Raw genomic sequence first — 18,061 nt, 5'->3', positions numbered from 1 at the left:
CCGAGGCGGCGTGACCGGAGGCGACCCGAGGCGGCCCCGGCGCACTTCCGCGGCCGGATGCCGACCCCGTGCCCGGCCGGATTTCATCGGCCGTTCGGATAAGCCGCCGTGATCAATTCCGCGGTCTCGCGCATTCCTCCGGAAATCCCCCGCGGTGCACGACGGGCTTCCGCGTCCATGATGATCAATTCGGATTCCCTCCCAGGCGGCCCGCCGGACGGGTGACCGAGCCTCGAACGGAGTAGGCGAAGTAGACTGCTGGGAACCTGGCAAATCGGGACTTTCACCCACTTCGGGGAGGGGGGAGGGGCGTGCGGCGCCCGGGTTTCCAGGCGGCCGCGCAGCCGCTCCCACCTGCGAATACCCCCCTCCGGAAGCCGCCCGCAGCACGTTCGTGTTGCTGTTGTCAAGCCCCGAGATATGCCCTGACCTGCGAAAACGCCATTCAGAAGAAGCGGTTCTCGTGTTACCCTGGATAGCCACGGAAGGGGTACCTGTCACATGACGTTCAAGGTTGGCGACACCGTGGTCTATCCCCATCACGGGGCCGCGCTGATCGAGGCCATCGAAACTCGCCAGATCAAAGGCGTGGACAAGACCTACTTGGTGCTCAAGGTCGCCCAGGGCGACTTGACGGTTCGTGTGCCGGCGGACAATGCGGACCTCGTCGGTGTGCGCGACGTGGTCGGTCAGGACGGACTGGACCGGGTCTTCGACGTGCTGCGCGCGCCGTACGCCGAGGAGCCGACGAACTGGTCCCGTCGCTACAAGGCAAATCTCGAGAAGCTCGCCTCCGGCGACGTCATCAAGGTCGCCGAAGTGGTGCGTGACCTGTGGCGCCGCGAGCGAGAGCGCGGTCTCTCCGCCGGGGAGAAGCGCATGCTGGCCAAGGCCCGCCAGATCCTGGTCAGCGAACTGGCTCTCGCGGAGAACACCAACGAGGACAAGGCCGAGGCCCTGCTCGACGAGGTCCTGGCGTCCTGACGCGTGTCCTGCTGTGCAGCGGGGCCCGAGGCCGGAAGTGCGGCATCGGGCCCGTTCCACGGTGCAGAACCGAATGCAGCGGTGCCCGCTGACCCAGCTGGAAGGTTGTGTCGCCGGGCACTGCGGCGTGTTCATCCCATCGCCGGGCGCCCTCACCGTGCCGTTCCCCGCTGTGTGTCCCCCGTCCCCCCGTCCCCGTCTTCCGGGTCCTTCCGGGTCCTTCCGGCCGCCCTCCTGATGTGCCGCGCCGGGCGGACCGCCGGCTCGACCGGTTGTCACGGAAGGGTCCGGTCGAGGGCGCCGCGCCCGGCACTCCCCGGCGCTCGGCCGGGGGTACGCCCAGGCCATACCCATGTCGGCTGAGGGAACAAACCTGGCCATGTCAATTCTCCCCGGACATGCCGAAAAAGGGGGGCCCTTCCTTTCCGGCTCGGCGGCGTCCGGTGGATTCCCGCGATTGATCTCCGGAGTGGAACCCATGTCAGAACAGACGCGTGCGGGCCGCACCGCCGCGGTGATTCCCGCGGCCGGCCGGGGCGTAAGGCTCGGTCCCGGCGCACCCAAGGCGCTCCGCGCGCTGGGCGGCACCCCCATGCTGATCCACGCGGTACGCGCCATGGCCGCCTCGCGCGCCGTCTCGCTCGTCGTCGTGGTGGCACCGCCGGACGGCGCCCCCGAGGTCAAGAACCTCCTCGACGCTCACTCCCTGCCGGAACGCACCGACTACCTGGTCGTACCGGGCGGTGACACCCGTCAGGAGTCCGTCCGCCTCGGCCTCGAGGCGCTGCCCGAGGGCATCGGCAGCGTCCTCGTCCACGACGCCGCCCGGCCGCTCGTGCCCGTCGACACCGTCGACGCCGTGATCGCGGCGGTCCTCGACGGGGCACCCGCCGTCGTCCCCGCCCTGCCGCTCACCGACACCGTCAAGGAGGTCGAGCCCGGGGAGAAGGGCGAGCCGGAGCCCGTCGTCGCCACACCCGAGCGCGCCAGGCTGCGGGCGGTGCAGACGCCGCAGGGCTTCGACCGCGACACGCTCCTGCGCGCCCACCGGACCGTCGCCGTCGCCGGTGACGGCGCCACCGACGACGCGGGGATGGCCGAGCGCCTCGGCACCCCGGTGGTGGTCGTGCCCGGGCACGAGGAGGCGTTCAAGGTGACCCGACCGCTCGACCTGGTACTCGCCGAGGCCGTGCTCGCCCGCAGGAGGGCCAACGATGGCTTCTGACCCGCCCGTGCCGCCCGGGCGGCCGGCGGCGCCGCCGGCCGTACTGCCGCTCGTCGGCATCGGCACCGACGTCCACGCCTTCGAGCAGGGCCGCGAGCTGTGGTGCGCGGGACTCCGCTGGGAGGACTCCGGCGGCTGGGGCCTCGCCGGCCACTCCGACGGGGACGTGGCCGCGCACGCCGCGTGCGACGCCCTGTTCTCCGCCGCGGGCGTCGGCGACCTCGGGGCGCACTTCGGCACCGGCAGGCCCGAGTGGTCCGGCGCCTCCGGCGGCACGCTGCTCGCCGAGGCGGCCAGGATCGTGCGCGCCGAGGGCTTCGAGATCGGCAATATCGCGGTCCAGGTCATCGGCGTACGCCCGAAGATCGGCAGGCGACGTGACGAGGCGCAGAAGGCGCTGAGCGCCGCGGCCGGCGCGCCCGTCTCCGTCTCGGGCACGACGACCGACGGCCTCGGGCTGACCGGCAGGGCCGAAGGACTGGCCGCGATCGCCACGGCCCTCGTCTTCCGCGCGTCCTGAGTGGTACGGGACGCCCGTCGGGGTATGGGCTTGCCGGGGAAGCAGTACCTGTCAGCGCCTGCCAGTACCCGGCAGTAGCTCGATTCCCGGCGAGCCCGTCCGCGGACGCGGTTGTGACGCCAACGAAACCCCCCGCACGCGCCCCGGCGTGCCGAAGCCCTGGAGGACCGCACTGTGACCGCCGTACTCAGCGAGAAGCTCAAGGAGATCCTCGACGGCCCCGTGTTCGTCGATCTCGCCACCATCCAGCCCGACGGCAGCCCCCAGGTCTCCCCCGTGTGGGTCAAGCGCGACGGCGACGAACTGCTGATCTCCACGACCCTCGGCCGGCGCAAGGAGAGGAACCTCCGGCGCGACCCGCGTGCGAGCGTGGTCGTCCAGCCCTTCGACGCGCCGTACACCTACGCCGAGGTCCGCGGCACCGTCACGCTCACCGAGGAGGGCGGGCAGGAGCTGATCGACGAGCTGTCGATGAAGTACACCGGCAAGCGGTACGCGGAGTTCAACCCGGAGGCGGGCGAGGACGCACCGCGCGTGGTGGTGCGGCTCACCCCGCGGAAGATCGTCGGCAGGCTCTAGTGCCGCGTCGGGCGGGGTCTTCCCGTCGGGGAGCGTCGCGATGGGGAGGAGCGTCGCGGCGGGGCAAGCGTTGCCTGGCGCGGCACCGGCCGGTGGCCGGGGCGTGCTGTGAAAGCCCCCCTGGCCCGCGACGCCCGGCCCGCACGCTCGCCGCGTTGTCGCGGTCGTCGGAGTACGTCCAGTACGAGGCTGATCCTCCAGTACGAGGCTGATCCTCCCCGGGGGCGCCCGTGAGCGGCGGCCGCGGGCCACGGCCCGCGGCCGCCGGACGCCACCGGGTGCCCGCGTCCCGCGGAGGGCGCGGGGCACCGCCACCGGCCCACTACTCTTGACGCGTGACTATTCGGCTGTACGACACCGGCGCCCGGCAGATCCGCGACTTCGTCCCGCTCGTGCCGGGCTGCGTCTCGATCTACCTGTGCGGCGCGACCGTGCAGTCCGCCCCGCACATCGGGCACATCAGGTCCGGACTCGACTTCGACATCATGCGCCGCTGGTTCGAGTACCGCGGCTACGAAGTCACGTTCGTCCGCAACGTGACGGACATCGACGACAAGATCATCACCAGGGCCGCCGACCAGGGGCGCCCCTGGTGGGCCATCGGCTACGAGAACGAGCGCGCCTTCACGGCGGGCTACCAGGCCCTCGGCTGCCTGCCGCCCACCTACGAGCCGCGTGCCACCGGCCACATCCCCGAGATGGTCGAGATGATGCGCGTCCTGATCGAGCGCGGGCACGCCTACGAGTCCGACGGCAACGTCTACTTCGACGTGCGCTCCTTCCCCGGCTACCTCGAACTCTCCAACCAGGACATCGGCGACCTGCGCCAGCCCTCCGGAGACAACGAGACCGGCAAGCGCGACCCGCGCGACTTCGCCATGTGGAAGGCGGAGCGCCCCGGCGAGCCGTCCTGGGAGACCCCCTGGGGCCCCGGCCGGCCCGGCTGGCACCTGGAGTGCTCGGCCATGGCCCACAAGTACCTCGGCTCCGCCTTCGACATCCACGGCGGCGGCCTCGACCTGGTCTTCCCCCACCATGAGAACGAGATCGCGCAGGCCAGGGCCTTCGGCGACGACTTCGCGTCCTACTGGGTGCACAACGCCTGGGTGACCATGAGCGGCGAGAAGATGTCGAAGTCGCTCGGCAACTCGGTCCTGGTGAGCGAGATGGTCGGGAACTGGCGGCCCATCGTGCTGCGCTACTACCTCGGCACCCCCCACTACCGCTCGATGATCGAGTACAGCGAGGAGGCCCTGCGCGAGGCCGAGTCGGCTTTCGCGCGGATCGAGGGCTTCGTCCAGCGGGTCACCGAGAAGGCGGGGCGGACGGTGCCGCCCGCCGCCGAGGTGCCGCCCGCGTTCGCCGAGGCCATGGACGACGACCTCGGTGTCCCGCAGGCGCTCGCGATCATCCACACCACCGTCCGCCAGGGCAACTCGGCCCTGGCCGCCGACGACAAGGAGGAGGCCGTCGCCCGGCTCGCCGAGGTGCGCGCCATGCTCGGCGTCCTCGGCCTCGACCCGCTCGACCCGCACTGGGCCGGCGAGGCCGACCGCGGCGAGGACCTGCACGGTGTGGTCGACTCCCTCGTCGGGCTCGTGCTCCAGCAGCGGGAGTCCGCGCGGGCCCGCAAGGACTGGGCCACCGCGGACGCGATCCGCGACCGGCTCAACCAGTCCGGGCTGGCCGTCGAGGACGGCCCCGACGGCCCCCGCTGGACACTCGCGCCCCGCTGACCAGCGACAGTGTGCCGCCCGGCCGCCCGGGCGGCACACTTTCCTAAGTACGTACACACGCACACGGGATCCGGACGTCATCGCCCGGAGCCCACGAGCATTCAGGGAAACAGGTAGTCATGGCCGGGAACAGCCAGCGCAGGAACCGCCGTACGTCCAACAAGAAGGGCGCGACGGTCGGCAGCGGTGGCAAGCGGCGCCGTTCCCTCGAGGGCAAGGGGCCGACCCCGCCGGCGTCCGCGCGCAAGGGCCATGCGAAGAACCGCATCGCCAACGCCAAGGCCAAGCAGGCCCAGCGCCGCCCCGTCGCCCGCCGCGGCGGCAAGGGGTCGTCCGAGATGGTCGTCGGCCGCAATCCCGTCTTCGAGGCGCTGCGCGACGGCGTGCCCGCGACGACCCTGTACGTCCAGCAGTTCATCGACAACGACGAGCGGGTGCGCGAGGCGCTGCACCTCGCCGGGCAGCGCGGCACCATCAACCTGATGGAGGCGCCGCGCGCCGAGCTGGACCGGATGACCAACGGGCTCAACCATCAGGGCCTGGTCCTGCAGGTCCCGCCGTACGAGTACGCCCACCCCGAGGACCTCGCGGCCGCCGCCTTCGACGACGGCGAGGACCCGCTGATCGTCGCCCTCGACGGGGTCACCGACCCGCGCAACCTGGGCGCGGTCGTCCGCTCCGTCGCGGCGTTCGGCGGCCACGGCGTGGTCGTCCCGGAGCGCCGCGCCGCCGGGATGACGGCCGGTGCGTGGAAGACCTCGGCGGGTACCGCCGCTCGGACCCCGGTCGCCCGGGCCACCAATCTGACCCGGGCCCTGGAGGGCTACCAGAAGGCCGGCATCACCGTGGTCGGCCTGGCCGCGGACGGCGAGGTCGAGGTCGGGGAACTGGAGGCCCTCGACGGCCCGGTCGTCATCGTCGTCGGCAGCGAGGGCAAGGGCCTGTCCCGACTGGTCGGCGAGACCTGCGACTTCCGCGTCCGGATCCCCATGCCGGGCGGCGCGGAGTCCCTCAACGCCGGTGTCGCGGCGGGCGTGGTGCTCTACGAGGCGGCGCGCCGCCGGGGCTGACGGCGAGCGGCGGGGCCTTCGGGCCCCCGGGGGTCCCACGAGGGCGTCCTCGCACGTCGGGGGGCCTGCCGCAGGCGCGTTCCGCACGGCGCGCCACCGGGTGGCCGCGACCGGGAACGACGGCGCGCCACCGGGTGGCCGCGACCGGGAACGATCTTGACGGGTCTCGGACATTCCGGGGCCGTCAAGGCAGTGTCCTAAGGACAGGTCACTCGGTTAGATGAGTGTGGACACCAGAACGCCCAGGCCCGGGTTCGACGAACAGCTCCCCCTGAACACCCCCAAGGTGGACTGCGACCCGGCGCAGGTCATCGTGAACCACGCCAGCTTCCGGGTGAAGCTCGGCCCGAGTCAGACCAGGCGCCCCGTCCGGGGGATGGCCGACACCACCAGGATCCCCGCCCTCGGCGGTGCCGGTGCGCGTACCGTGGCGCGGCGGCGGGCACCCGTCGTGTGGAGCGGGAAGTCGGCCCCCGGGGACCCGGCGGCCTCCGGGCTGCTGCGGGCCGTGCGCAGCGCGGGATCCGTCACCCACCCCGCAAGCGGACACGGAGGCCGTCCCGCGTTCGACGGCACTCCCGGCTTCGACGGTCCTCCCGCCTTCGACGGCACGCAGGCGTTCGACACCGCACGGGGACTCGACGGCGGGCACGGTCCCGGTGCCGGCGGCGCCACGCAGGTCATTCCCCGCGTCGCTGTGGAGGGCACCCCGGACACTCTGCACACCCCCGTCATCGGCGCCCAGCGCCGGGAGCCGCTGCTACCCCCCATGCGGGGGGCGGAGGGCGCGTACGACGCCTACCGGCCGTACGGGGAGGAGGCGGCGGAGGAGGAGCCGACCGGCTTCACCGACCACGGCCCCCGCGGCCGGGGGACCGCGGCCGGGCCGCCCGGCGGCGTACGGCACGCCTACTATCCCGGCCGCCGGATGAACCTCGGCGTCGTCCTGCTGCCGCTCCGCGTGTTCCTCGGCCTCATCTCGATCTACGCGGGCATGGGCAAGCTCTGCGACCCCGTCTACTTCGACGGCGGCGAGCGCGGCTCCATGATCAAATGGCTGTCGTCCCTGGAGCCCTGGGCCCTCGCCGAGCCGCTGCGCGACTTCGCCCTCGCCTACCCCGTCGGTGCCGGGCTCACGGTCGCCTTCCTCCAGGTCGTCGTCGGTGTGCTGACCGTCCTCGGCCTATGGCAGCGTGCCGCGGCCGTCGTCGGCGCGTCGCTCTCCGCCGCCCTGATCATGACCGTCAGCTGGCGGACCGCGCCGGTGTACGACGCGCCGGACATCATGAACCTCGCCGCCTGGTCCCCGCTGATCATCGCGGGCGCACCGGTCTACTCCGTCGACGGCCGCCTCGCGGGCGAGGCCTGGCGCACCCTCGGACCGCGCTCCGAACTCTGGGAGCTGCGGCGCCGGGTGCTGCGGCGCGGCGGGATGGTCGCCGCCGTCGTGGTCGGTATGACGCTGCTGATCGGCTCGGTGCTGGGGGGCGCGGTTCGCTCCACGGAACTCGTGACCGTCCCCGGACCGGACGCCGACCCGACCAACCATCTGCCGGGCACCGCGCTCCCCAGCGAGGCCGGCCGGCGCAGCCCGACCCGGGAGGCCGAGCGGAGCGCCCAGCCCGCCAGGACCGAGTCGAGCACCCCCGCCGCGGAGCGGGCCGAGCCCTCCGAGACGGTCCGCGACACCGGTGCCGCGGACGAGGCGGGCCGGCCCAGCGAGTCCCGGGGCACCGACGGACAGCAGGCACCCGTCCGGTCCGAACCCGTGAACCCGCCGTCGAGCAGCTCGGGCCCCTCCTCGTCCGGGACCGGCGACTCGGGCGCCACGGGCGGCGGTACGCGCGGTTCGGCCGGCGGCTCCGACGGCGGAGACGGCAGCGCCGCTACGGGTGGTGGCAACGGTGGCAGCGGAGGCGGCAGCGGCGGCGGCAACCGGAACCCGATCGGCGGCCTTCTCGGCTAGCCGGTGCCGCGCCAGGCAGCGTTCGCCCCGTCGCGAGGCCCGGCACGGCGACTCACCGCGTCGCCGAACCAACCGGGGTCCACTACGAGGCCGATCCGGCGCCCTGCGACGCACCGCACCGCACCGGGCGCCGCGCCGCACCGCACCGGGCGCCGCGCCGCACCGCACCGGGCGCCGCTCCGCGCCGCTGCCGACGGGCGAACCCTGCCTGACGCGGCACCAGGGCGCGGATGAGCCCTGTGGGGCCGACGCATCCGGTGGCCGACGCATCCGGTGGGGCCGACGGGGCCCGACGAGCCCTGTCGGTTCCGGTTCCGGTTAAGCTTCCTGCTTCCTGCTTCCTGCTTCCGGCACCGGCACCGGCTTTCCGGACTTCCGGTCATCTGCCGGGTCCGCGCCGCCCGGCCCGGCGGCTGCCGCGCGGCGGGGCGGCTGCGCAGGCGGCCGCGGCGCGAGTGGTGTTCGGTGACCGCCCCTTCGTATGCGGTGTGACGGTGGAGGCGTGCCCGCCCGCGGCTTGCCCGCTACCGCACGGCCGGCGGGTTCAGCCGCTCCGGGAGGCGAGTTCCCTCGCGGCCTCCGTGAGGTCCTTGGCCGTGTCGATGGCCCGCCAGTACGCTCCCTGCGGCAGGGGGAACCCGGCGAGTGAGCGCTCCCGCGCCAGCCGGGGGAACGTGGTCCGCTCATGGTCGCCCCGGTCGGGCAGCAGATTCGTGAAGGCCGACGAGAACACGTACACGCCCGCGTTGATCAGATACGGCGATGGCGGCGACTCGATGAAGTCGAGGACATGGCCGAACTCGTCCGTCTCCACCGCACCCCACGGGATGCGGGGGCGGGCCAGGGCCAGCGTGGCGACGGCGTCGCGCTCGGCGTGGAACTCGGCCATCTCACGCAGCGAGAAGCGGGTCCAGATGTCGCCGTTGGTGGCGTACCACGGCTCGTCCGGGAGCGGGAGGCTCTTCGCGGCGTACTTCAGGCCACCGCCGCGGCCCAGCGGTTCCGTCTCGACCACGGTCGTGACGCGCAGCGGGAGCACGGCGGAATCGAGCCACTCCTGGAGCACTTCGGCGAGATGCCCGCACGAGACCACCGCGTCCGTCACGCCCTCGGCGGCCAGCCAGGAAAGCTGATGACCGATGATCGGGATCCCGGTTCCGGGGATCTCGACCATCGGCTTGGGGCGATCGTCGGTGTACGGGCGCAGCCGGGAGCCCTGGCCGCCCGCCAGGATCACTGCCTGGGTCGGAAGGGTCTGCATAGGGGGCACGATATGCGGTGCCCCGCTCACGGGCCTTCCGGCCCTGCCTCAGCGGGCGCTACGGCTCCGGGGCCCGGGCTCTTCCGGTCCGGTATCCACCGCTCTGGTCGCTTCCAATCCGGTATCCACCGGTCCGGTCCGTCCGGCTCTGGTCCGTGCGGCTCTGGTCCGTGCCGGTCGGTCCGGTCGGCACGGTTCCGGCGGTTCCGGTCCTGGCCGGGTGGGACGGGGACGTCGGCAGCCTCAGTTGCCCTGCGCCTGCTGGGAGACGCCGGCCGCGAAGGAGGTGTCGCAGACGGGCCGGGAGAACGACTGGGCGCGCGTGGGCCCGTAGCGTGCGACGGCGGCGCGGCCCAGGTCGCGGGCGATCGCCATGCAGTGCCGTGCCAGCGAGGGACGGCCCTCGACCGCGCGCTGGAGGTTGGTGAGCGCGACCCCCGGGTCCTTCTGCTGCAGGTCCGTGAGGAGCTTCTCGCGGAGGACCTCGTGCGGGGCACGGGAGGCGGCGCGGACCGACACGTTCTCCGAGGACGCTGTGAGCATCTGGGACTCGGTGCTGCGGTTCGCCCATGGGACGCTGGTGACCGCCAGAGTGCCGGAGAGCACCAGGACGACGGGCAGGACGAGTGCAAGGGTACGGCCGATACGGCGGGCTGCTGTCTGGGTCACGCAGGCGAGCGTAGCGGCCGGTAGTGATTTGGAGACATTTAGTCACCCCCGCGAGGGATGGTTCGAGGGAATTATTCGAATCGCCTGTTGACGCCGGTGTGTGAATTGCCCGCTTTGGCGGGATATTTGCCGATGCCTGGCCGGGCCCCTCACGGCCAACGCCCGCGGTCCTCGCCACACCCGCGACCCGCGGGCGTGGCGAGGACCGCCGGACCCCGGATGGCGGGGGGCGCTCCGCGCTGTGCCGGACGTCAGTCGCTCAGGCGCTCGCCCGTGGAGGTCGAGAACACGTGCGTCTCGCCCGGCTGCGGCACCACGTGCAGCTCCGAGCCCTTCCGCGGAACGGACCGGCCGTTGACCCTGACCACCAGGTCCTTCTGCTGGCCGCCGACCTCGGCGGTGCCGTACACATAGCCGTCCGCCCCGAGTTCCTCGACGACGTTCACCGTCACGGCGAGACCCGCCGGCGCGTCCTCGGTGTCCTTGGAGAGCGCCCCGGTCGCACCGCCGTTCAGCTCCACCACGTCGAAGTGCTCGGGACGCACGCCGACGGTGACGGTGCGGTCGCCGCGGTCCGCGGCCGCCGACAGCGCCTCCCGGCTCACCGGCACGACGCTGTTGCCGAACTTCACACCGCCGTCGGTGATCGGCACCTCGACCAGGTTCATGGCCGGGGAGCCGATGAAGCCGGCGACGAAGAGGTTCGCCGGACGGTCGTACATATTGCGCGGCGAGTCGACCTGCTGCAGCAGGCCGTCCTTGAGTACGGCGACCCGGTCGCCCATCGTCATCGCCTCGACCTGGTCGTGCGTCACGTACACCGTGGTGATCCCCAGGCGGCGCTGCAGGCTCGCGATCTGCGTACGGGTCGAGACCCGGAGCTTGGCGTCGAGGTTCGACAGCGGCTCGTCCATGAGGAACACCTGCGGTTCGCGCACGATGGCCCGGCCCATCGCCACCCGCTGCCGCTGGCCACCGGACAGCGCCTTCGGCTTGCGGTCCAGGTACTCGGTCAGATCGAGGATCTTCGCGGCCTCCTCGACCTTCTGCCGGATGGTGGCCTTGCCGACACCGGCGATCTTGAGCGCGAAGCCCATGTTGTCGGCGACGGTCATGTGCGGGTACAGCGCGTAGTTCTGGAACACCATGGCGATGTCCCGGTCCTTCGGCGGCAGGTGGGTGACATCGCGGTCACCGATGCGGATCGCTCCGCCGTTGACGTCCTCGAGCCCGGCGAGCATCCGCAGCGAGGTCGACTTGCCGCAGCCGGAGGGGCCGACGAGGACGAGGAACTCGCCGTCCGCGACTCGATGTCGAGACCGTCGACTGCGGGCTTGGTGGAGCCCGGGTAGAGCCGGGTCGCTTTGTCGAACGTGACAGTGGCCATGGTGATACGTCCCTTCACCGGCAGGAACGTGCCGGACGATCCGAGTAAAGGAAGGATGGGTCCAAGGCCTGTCCCGCAGTCCCCGGCGGGTGGACGGCGACGGCCACGGCATCTCGCCGCGTTCACGAACCGCCCGAATACAACCGGTATGAGGACGGCCCTCCGTCTTGCGGCGCACCGCATCCGGCGCCGCGTCCTGATCCACCGGGGGCAACGGGACAGGCCTTGGTTCACCGAAGTGAACTCCGGGTGACGGTACCCTGCGGCGGCGGTTCTGTCAGCAGCCGGGAGCGGTGGAAATCGCGGCGGGGAGCGGTGCGGATCCGGTTACACTCGTGCGCAGTGCCTCCTTAGCTCAGCCGGCCAGAGCAACGCACTTGTAATGCGTAGGTCGTCGGTTCGAATCCGACAGGGGGCTCCGATGAAGCCCCGGTTCCGATGTTCGTCGAGCCGGGGCTTCCGGTTGGTCCCGGACGGCACCGCGCCCCGCACCTGGGGGCAGGGCGGGGCGCGGTGGAGCGGCGGGTCAGCGGTTCGCGCAGATCACGTACACCGAGATGCCCACGTCGCCGTAGCGGTTCTGGCGGCCGAGGCCGATCCAGCCCCGCCCGTCGTCGGTCGGGAACGAGCCGACCAGGATCGCGTCGCTGCCCTGTGCCTCCGCGCCGCCGCTGATGGCCACCTTCCCGCCCGGGCAGTAAGCCACCCGCCGCTGGAAGTTCGGCACGTTCTGGTTCGGCAGCCGGACGACCTGGTACCCGTCGATCGCCGCCGGGGCGGCCGGGGCCGCCTTCGGCTCGGCCGGCGCCTTGCTGTCCGCCGCCTGCGCCCATCCGACACCCGACATCAGCGCCAGCACCAGCGCACCCGCACCGAGAGCCTTCTTGCCTCGCATCCTGCTCCTCAAGCCTTGTGGGGCCCCGCCTGTCGGGACCCTCGGCGCCCGCTACTCTGCCAGCACGAACTACCCCAAATGGCTTCTCATCGGGTCAAACGCCCGGAATGAATGACGAGGAGGCACGGGGGGCGCGTACAAGGGCTGCCCGACCGCCCCCGGAAGCTCCGACGGGCCGGCGGCGGTGGGTGGGCCGGATGTCCGACGGCGCTGCCGGCCCACCCACCGCCGCCCGCCCCACCGGCCCGCTGAGCCGGCGACGGGTCGCCCGCCGCTCTGCCGGTCCCGGGGGCGACGGCGTCCCGTGCAGGGTGGGGACTCCGACCGGCAGGTCGGCACCGGAACCGGTACGAGGGCCCGTCGCGGGCGGGGAGTCGAGGGCGTGCCGGCGGGCCCGGTACGGCGTCGCGTCGTACCGCGCCCGCCCGGGCTCGCGGGAACTGCTGCTGCGCCCGGGTGGCGCCGGGCTTCGTTCAGTGGCGGTCCGGTCCGGGACCCGGTCCGCCAGTGCGGCGACGTCTGCCGTGTCCGCGGTGTGGCGGGCGGGTTCGCGGCGTTCGACCCGGCGGTGGGCGGCGTAGAGGACCCCGTCCCGCACCGGGCGGTGGACGGGCCCGTCCGCGCGGCCGCGCGAGTGGGGCCCGGCGGCCGGCGCACCGCGGACCACGGGGAGGAGTGCGGAAGGGGCGTCGGAAGGGGCGTCGGAAGGGGGAGGGCGCGAGGTGGACCGATGAGTTTTCCACCGCGCCGCGGTCTTGTCCCACAGCGGAACGAGCAGCCATCGACGGAATGGGGACGAAGAGGATGCCTGGAACCGGCGCGAGGACGGCGGTCGTGAAGTCGACGATCGTTTCGAGTGACGGGACGGAGATCGCCTTCGAGCGGTCCGGCAGCGGTCCGGCCCTGATCCTGGTCTCGTCGGCGCTGGCCGACCGGTCCGATGCCGCGAAGCTCGCCGGCCTGCTGTCGCAGCACTTCACCGTGATCAACTACGACCGCCGCGGCCGGGGAGCCAGCGGCGACAGCGCGGAATACGCGGTCGAGCGTGAGGTGGCGGACATCGCGTCACTGATCGGCGAGGCCGAAGGCCCGGTCTCGGTGTTCGGCAGTTCCTCCGGCGCGGTCCTGGCGCTGCGCGCGGCCGCGGCGGGGCTGGAGATCCGGCGGCTGGCGCTGTACGAGCCGCCCTTCGTGGTCGAGACCGACGGCTTCGGACCGCCCGCGGGCTTCGCACGGCACGTCGAGGAGCTGATCGCCCGGGACCGGCGCGGCGACGCGGTGCGGTACTTCATGACCCGGGCCCAGGGGATGCCGGGGTTCGTCGTGGCGTCGATGCGGTTCATGCCGGGCGTCTGGTCGAACCTCGAGGCGCTGGCCCACACCCTGCCGTACGACATCGCGGTGATGGGCGACACCCAGCAGGGCAAGCCGCTGGAAGCAACTGTGTGGTCGGCGGCCAAGGTCCGGACGCTCGTCCTCACCGGCGGCAAGAGCGCCGCGGGGTTCCAGCGCGCAGCGCGGGCACTGGCGGGGGTGCTGCCCGACGCGGAACATCGGACGCTCGACGGTCTCGACCACGGTGCCGTGGTGATGGCCCCCAGGAAGCTCGCACCGGTCCTCGTGGACTTTCTGCGGAGCTGACCCCGTGTGCGCCGCGCCGCCGGTGCGCGGTGCCGCGGCGTACGGCGCGGACAGCGGAAACGGCGGGGCAGCGGAAACGGCCGCGCTCCGCAGCGGTACCCGCCGGCTGCCGAACCGGGCGCCGGGCGGGACCCGGTGGGAGCGTCCGGCGCCCGGTTCGCCGGTGCCCGCATCGGCTGCCGGCCCCCTGCCGTCCACGGTGCCGCACGCGATGTCAGTGGGGTGCGCCACCATGGCCTCATGGTGCGGAGGACCGGGAAGAAGACGCGGGTGGCGGCGGCACGGCAGCCGGAGGTGCGGCTGCCTCCGCTCCGTCCCCATGAGGGCGGCGGGCTGGAGCCGGACGGTGACTACGACGGTGTGGAGCTGGCCGGTCTGGACCTGTCCGGCGGGGACGGTGCGGGCGCGCTCTTCCTCGACTGCGCGTTGAGGGACTGCGTGCTCGAGCAGACCTCGCTGGTGCGGGCGCGGTTCGTCGACTCGGTCCTGACCGGTGTGCGCGGGGTGGGCGCGGATCTCGCGGGCGCCTCGCTGCGGGACTCGGAGATCGTGGATGCGCGGTTGGGCGGGGTGCAGCTCCACGGTGCCGCACTGGAGCGGGTGCTGGTGCGGGGCGGCAAGATCGACTATCTGAACCTGCGCGACGCCCGGCTCACCGACGTGGTGTTCGAGGGGTGCGTGCTGTCCGAGCCCGATTTCGGGGCTGCGCGGCTGGAGCGGGTCGAGTTCCGCGAGTGTGTGCTGCGCCGGGCGGACTTCGCCGGGGCCCGGATGCGGGACGTCGATCTGCGCCGGGTGACCGAACTCGATGTCGCGCGGGGCGTGGAGGGACTGTCGGGCGCGGTGATCAGTACGGCCCAGCTGATGGACCTGGCGCCGGTGTTCGCGGCGCAGTTGGGGGTGCGTGTCGAGGACTGATCGAGAGCGAGGGTGGTGGGCTGCCCTCCGGGCTCCGGGCTCGGGGCTCGGGGCTCGGGGCTCTCCGGGCCGCGAGGGCGGCGCGCGGGGCCGCGAGGACGGCTCCGCGCGGGGCGGACGGCCGACGCGGGGGCGGCGGAGGGCCCGCCGGCTCAGGGCAGGCGCGGAAAACGCGCCTGGAGGTCCCAGAGGGCGGGGTTGCCGCCGAGCCCCTCGTGCATGTCTGTGAGATCGGCGATCAGATCGTGCAGGAAGTCCCTTGCCTCCCGCCGCAGTTCGCCGTGGTTGACGGTGAGCGGGGGCTCGTCGCCGGGCATCCAGTCGGCCTCCACGTCCACCCAGCCGAAGCGGCGTTCGAAGAGCATGCGGTCGGTCGATTCGGTGAAGTCGATCTCCGCGTACTGCGGCTGTGCGGCCCGGCTGCCCTTCGGGTCCCGGTCCAGCCGCTCCACGATGTCGCACAGCGCCCAGGCGAAGTCGAGCACCGGCACCCATCCCCAGGCCGTGGACACCTCGCGGTCGGCCCTGGTGTCCGCGAGATAGACGTCGCCGCAGAAGAGGTCGTGGCGCAGGGCGTGGACGTCAGCGGTCCGGTAGTCGGTCTGCGGAGGGTCCGGGAAGCGCCGGGAGAGGGAGTAGCCGATGTCGAGCACGGTCCGATGGTGCCACGGCGGGGAGGCTCGCCCACGCGTTCGGGTGTACGTCGGAGGAATGCGGGTGGGATGCGGACTCCGGGCCGGGAGTGCCGCTCCGCGCGGAGGGGTCCGCCGGGGCACCGCGCGGAGCCGGTGCCGGCCGGGCCGGTTCCGGGTCAGGTGCCGCTCGCTCCGAGTCCGGTACCGGCCGGTACCGCCCGGTGCCGGCCGGTACCGAGTGCGCTACGGCTCGGTTCCGCAGCCGGAGCGGTGCGGCACCGGCGGGAGATCACCGCGGGACCCGACGGAGTCGGACATTCCGCACATAGGATCGCCGTGTGGACCAGCGATCCCCCCTCCGTGCCCTGGCGCCCGTCGCCGCCCTCCTCGTGCTCACGGCCTCGGCATGCTCGGGGAGCGGTGAGGGCAGTGGCCCCGGCGGCACCCCCGGCGCCGTCGGACTGCGCGACCCGTACTTCCCCGGGCTGGGCAACGGCGGGTACGACGTACGGCACTACGACCTGGTCCTCGACTACGAGCCGAAGTCCAACCTGCTCAGCGGCACCGCGACCATCACCGCCCGTGCCACCCAGGACCTCAGCGCCTTCAACCTCGATCTGCGCGGCCTGGACGTCGACGGCGTGACCGTGAACGGCGTCCCGGCCGAGGCCGGCCGTGCGGGGGACGAACTCACCGTCCGCCCGCGTGAGCCCGTCGGCGACGGCAGCACCTTCCGGACCGTCGTCCGCTACTCCGGCAGCCCGAGCAGCGTCACGGACCCGGACGGCTCCGAGGAGGGCTGGCTGAGGACCGAGGACGGAGCCATCGCGCTGGGTGAGCCGCAGGGCTCGATGGCGTGGTTCCCCGGCAACCACCACCCCAGCGACAAGGCCGCCTACGACATCACCGTCACCGTGCCGAAGGGGCTCACCGCGGTCTCCAACGGGGAGCTGAGGTCCCGACGGCCCGCGGCCGGAGGCGCCAGGACCGCCTTCGCGTGGCACTCGCCCGAGCCGATGTCGAGCTATCTCGCCACCGTGGGCATCGGCGAGTACGAGGTGCGGACCTCGCGCCCCGCGGGAGGGATCCCCGAGTTCACCGCCGTGGACAGGACCGTCGCGGCGCGCAGCGAGAAGGTGCGCGCCCGGATCCCCGAGGTGCTCGAATGGGCGCAGAAGAACTTCGGCCCCTACCCTTTCTCGTCCACCGGGGCGATCGTCGAGCGCGCGGAAGACGTGGACTACGCGCTTGAGACGCAGACGCGGCCCGTGTACCCGGCCGGTGCCTTCAACGAGTACTTCCTCGTCCACGAGCTGGCCCACCAGTGGTACGGCAACTCGGTCTCGCCGAAGCAGTGGAAGGACGTGTGGCTGAACGAGGCCTTCGCGACCTACGCGGAATGGCTGTACGACGAGGACTTCAGAGGCGTCCCGGCGCAGGAGCGTTTCGAGAAGGAGTTCGAGGACGACGGCAACTGGGCCTTCCCGCCGTCCGCACCGCCGAGAGACGACCTCCTGGGCGCGCCGGTCTACGGGCGCGGCGCGATGGTCCTCCACAAGATCCGGCAGGCCGTCGGCGACGATGCCTTCTTCGGCCTGTTGAAGAGCTGGGCGCAGAAGCACCGTCACGGCAACGCGTCCACCGAGGACTTCACCGCCCACGCGGAGGAGAGGGCCGGTGAGGACCTGACGGAGCTGTGGGACGTGTGGCTCCATGGCGACGGCAGGCCGGCGAAGCGGTAGCGCCCGCCGTTCCCCGGCCGTTGCCCGCCGTTCCCCGGCAGTCCTTGCCGTTCCCCGGCTGTCCTTGCCGTTGCCCGCCGCTCCGATACGTCGCGGGTCCTGGGCTGTGGGCTGTGGGTCCCGGCCCCCGGGCCGTGGCCCCTGGGCCGTGGGTCCTGGCCTTGGCGGTCGTCGAAGACGCCCTCGCCGGACGCGGCGGATGTGCCGAAGGTCCCGGCCGGGACGGCGGCCGGGACCTTCGGGGCGCATGTCAGACGTTGACGCCGAAGTCCTGGGCGATACCGACCAGGCCCGAGGCGTAACCCTGCCCGACGGCACGGAACTTCCACTCCGCACCGTTGCGGTACAGCTCGCCGAAGACCATCGCGGTCTCGGTGGCGGCGTCCTCGCTCAGGTCGTAGCGGGCGATCTCCGCGCCGCCCGCCTGGTTGACGATGCGGATGTAGGCGTTGCGCACCTGGCCGAAGTTCTGGCTGCGGTTCTCGGCGTCGTAGATGGACACCGGGAAGACGATCTTCTCGACGTCCGCGGCGAGCCCGGACAGGTTGACGTTGATCTGCTCGTCGTCGCCACCGCCCTCGCCGGTGCGGTTGTCACCGGTGTGGACGATGGACTGGTCCGGCGTCGACTTGTTGTTGAAGAAGACGAAGTGGCCGTCGGAGACGACCTTCCCGCCGCCGTTGACCGCGATCGCGGATGCGTCGAGGTCGAAGTCGGTGCCGGTGGTGGTGCGGACGTCCCAGCCGAGACCCACCGTGACGGCGGTCAGGCCCGGTGCCTCCTTGGTGAGCGAGACGTTGCCGCCCTTGGACAGGCTTACGGCCATGAGGAGG

Annotated in this window: 15 protein-coding genes, 1 tRNA gene and 1 pseudogene; 11 read left to right on the top strand and 6 right to left on the bottom strand. The window is 72.5% G+C overall.

Annotated features, from left to right (window positions below; genetic code table 11):
- Nucleotides 1-501 precede the first annotated feature (501 nt).
- The 7 genes from DDQ41_RS14025 (at nucleotide 502) to DDQ41_RS13995 (ending at nucleotide 8,080) form a co-directional block, all read left to right on the top strand.
- Nucleotides 502-984: a CarD family transcriptional regulator gene (locus tag DDQ41_RS14025; RefSeq protein ID WP_017945956.1), complete on the top strand. Its 483-nt coding sequence runs from the start codon at nucleotides 502-504 to the stop codon at nucleotides 982-984.
- A 478-nt stretch (nucleotides 985-1,462) separates the two neighbouring features.
- On the top strand, nucleotides 1,463-2,209 hold the full coding sequence (ispD, locus tag DDQ41_RS14020; RefSeq protein ID WP_109294808.1) for a 2-C-methyl-D-erythritol 4-phosphate cytidylyltransferase: 747 nt from the start codon (nucleotides 1,463-1,465) through the stop codon (nucleotides 2,207-2,209).
- Nucleotides 2,199-2,729 (top strand): 2-C-methyl-D-erythritol 2,4-cyclodiphosphate synthase, encoded by a 531-nt coding sequence (ispF, locus tag DDQ41_RS14015; RefSeq protein WP_109294807.1) that lies wholly within the window; start codon nucleotides 2,199-2,201, stop codon nucleotides 2,727-2,729. Before ispD ends, ispF begins: the two co-directional genes overlap by 11 nt.
- Before the next feature lie 174 nt (nucleotides 2,730-2,903).
- Entirely contained in the window at nucleotides 2,904-3,308 is a 405-nt protein-coding gene (locus tag DDQ41_RS14010) for a PPOX class F420-dependent oxidoreductase (protein WP_109294806.1), read from the top strand.
- 335 nt (nucleotides 3,309-3,643) lie between these two features.
- Entirely contained in the window at nucleotides 3,644-5,044 is a 1,401-nt protein-coding gene (gene cysS, locus DDQ41_RS14005) for a cysteine--tRNA ligase (RefSeq protein ID WP_109294805.1), read from the top strand.
- Between the two features lie 119 nt (nucleotides 5,045-5,163).
- Nucleotides 5,164-6,114, top strand: coding sequence for a 23S rRNA (guanosine(2251)-2'-O)-methyltransferase RlmB (rlmB, locus tag DDQ41_RS14000; protein WP_109294804.1), 951 nt, complete (start codon nucleotides 5,164-5,166; stop codon nucleotides 6,112-6,114).
- Nucleotides 6,115-6,334: 220 nt separating this feature from the next.
- Entirely contained in the window at nucleotides 6,335-8,080 is a 1,746-nt protein-coding gene (locus DDQ41_RS13995) for a DoxX family membrane protein (RefSeq protein ID WP_109294803.1), read from the top strand.
- Between the two features lie 544 nt (nucleotides 8,081-8,624).
- Here DDQ41_RS13995 and DDQ41_RS13990 read toward each other — a convergent pair.
- The 3 genes and pseudogenes from DDQ41_RS13990 to DDQ41_RS13980 form a co-directional block, all read right to left on the bottom strand.
- Nucleotides 8,625-9,341, bottom strand: coding sequence for a nucleotidyltransferase family protein (locus DDQ41_RS13990; protein WP_109294802.1), 717 nt, complete (start codon nucleotides 9,339-9,341; stop codon nucleotides 8,625-8,627).
- 243 nt (nucleotides 9,342-9,584) lie between these two features.
- A complete protein-coding gene (locus tag DDQ41_RS13985; RefSeq protein ID WP_109294801.1) occupies nucleotides 9,585-10,010 on the bottom strand; it encodes a hypothetical protein in 426 nt (141 codons plus the stop codon).
- 251 nt (nucleotides 10,011-10,261) lie between these two features.
- Nucleotides 10,262-11,397, bottom strand: a pseudogene (locus DDQ41_RS13980) (ABC transporter ATP-binding protein).
- Between the two features lie 344 nt (nucleotides 11,398-11,741).
- Between DDQ41_RS13980 and DDQ41_RS13975 the strand changes: the two are divergent.
- Nucleotides 11,742-11,815: transfer RNA gene (locus DDQ41_RS13975), tRNA-Thr, on the top strand.
- Between the two features lie 108 nt (nucleotides 11,816-11,923).
- Here the strand turns inward: DDQ41_RS13975 and DDQ41_RS13970 are convergent.
- Entirely contained in the window at nucleotides 11,924-12,292 is a 369-nt protein-coding gene (locus DDQ41_RS13970) for a hypothetical protein (RefSeq protein WP_109294800.1), read from the bottom strand.
- A gap of 804 nt (nucleotides 12,293-13,096) precedes the next feature.
- Here DDQ41_RS13970 and DDQ41_RS13965 point away from each other — a divergent pair.
- Together DDQ41_RS13965 and DDQ41_RS13960 are read left to right on the top strand one after the other, a co-directional pair.
- Complete coding sequence (locus DDQ41_RS13965) at nucleotides 13,097-13,933, top strand: alpha/beta fold hydrolase (RefSeq protein WP_394342139.1); 837 nt, start codon at nucleotides 13,097-13,099, stop codon at nucleotides 13,931-13,933.
- 240 nt (nucleotides 13,934-14,173) lie between these two features.
- Nucleotides 14,174-14,851 carry a pentapeptide repeat-containing protein gene (locus DDQ41_RS13960; RefSeq protein ID WP_109294798.1) on the top strand — a complete coding sequence of 226 codons (678 nt, stop codon included), beginning with the start codon at nucleotides 14,174-14,176 and terminating at the stop codon, nucleotides 14,849-14,851.
- A 152-nt stretch (nucleotides 14,852-15,003) separates the two neighbouring features.
- Here the strand turns inward: DDQ41_RS13960 and DDQ41_RS13955 are convergent, their stop codons facing one another.
- Nucleotides 15,004-15,504 carry a hypothetical protein gene (locus DDQ41_RS13955; protein WP_109294797.1) on the bottom strand — a complete coding sequence of 167 codons (501 nt, stop codon included), beginning with the start codon at nucleotides 15,502-15,504 and terminating at the stop codon, nucleotides 15,004-15,006.
- 320 nt (nucleotides 15,505-15,824) lie between these two features.
- Here DDQ41_RS13955 and DDQ41_RS13950 point away from each other — a divergent pair, with 320 nt between their 5' ends.
- A complete protein-coding gene (locus DDQ41_RS13950) occupies nucleotides 15,825-17,228 on the top strand; it encodes a M1 family metallopeptidase (RefSeq protein ID WP_109294796.1) in 1,404 nt (467 codons plus the stop codon).
- Nucleotides 17,229-17,478: 250 nt separating this feature from the next.
- On the opposite strand, the gene DDQ41_RS13945 is transcribed toward DDQ41_RS13950, so the two are convergent.
- Nucleotides 17,479-18,054, bottom strand: coding sequence for a TerD family protein (locus DDQ41_RS13945; protein WP_109294795.1), 576 nt, complete (start codon nucleotides 18,052-18,054; stop codon nucleotides 17,479-17,481).
- Between the last annotated feature and the right edge of the window lie 7 nt (nucleotides 18,055-18,061).

This window comes from Streptomyces spongiicola (assembly GCF_003122365.1).
GTDB lineage: Bacteria > Actinomycetota > Actinomycetes > Streptomycetales > Streptomycetaceae > Streptomyces > Streptomyces spongiicola.
This window is presented reverse-complemented; position numbering and strand designations above follow the sequence as displayed.

Excerpts from the sequence above, each read along its gene's own strand:
- ispD (WP_109294808.1), top strand. The coding sequence starts at position 1,463 with ATGTCAGAACAGACGCGTGCGGGCCGCACCGCCGCGGTGATTCCCGCG.
- DDQ41_RS13990 (WP_109294802.1), bottom strand. The coding sequence starts at position 9,341 with ATGCAGACCCTTCCGACCCAGGCAGTGATCCTGGCGGGCGGCCAGGGC.
- DDQ41_RS13995 (WP_109294803.1), top strand. The coding sequence starts at position 6,335 with ATGAGTGTGGACACCAGAACGCCCAGGCCCGGGTTCGACGAACAGCTC.
- DDQ41_RS13970 (WP_109294800.1), bottom strand. The coding sequence starts at position 12,292 with ATGCGAGGCAAGAAGGCTCTCGGTGCGGGTGCGCTGGTGCTGGCGCTG.
- rlmB (WP_109294804.1), top strand. The coding sequence starts at position 5,164 with ATGGCCGGGAACAGCCAGCGCAGGAACCGCCGTACGTCCAACAAGAAG.
- DDQ41_RS13965 (WP_394342139.1), top strand. The coding sequence starts at position 13,097 with ATGCCTGGAACCGGCGCGAGGACGGCGGTCGTGAAGTCGACGATCGTT.
- DDQ41_RS13945 (WP_109294795.1), bottom strand. The coding sequence starts at position 18,054 with ATGGCCGTAAGCCTGTCCAAGGGCGGCAACGTCTCGCTCACCAAGGAG.
- DDQ41_RS14025 (WP_017945956.1), top strand. The coding sequence starts at position 502 with ATGACGTTCAAGGTTGGCGACACCGTGGTCTATCCCCATCACGGGGCC.
- DDQ41_RS13960 (WP_109294798.1), top strand. The coding sequence starts at position 14,174 with ATGGTGCGGAGGACCGGGAAGAAGACGCGGGTGGCGGCGGCACGGCAG.
- ispF (WP_109294807.1), top strand. The coding sequence starts at position 2,199 with ATGGCTTCTGACCCGCCCGTGCCGCCCGGGCGGCCGGCGGCGCCGCCG.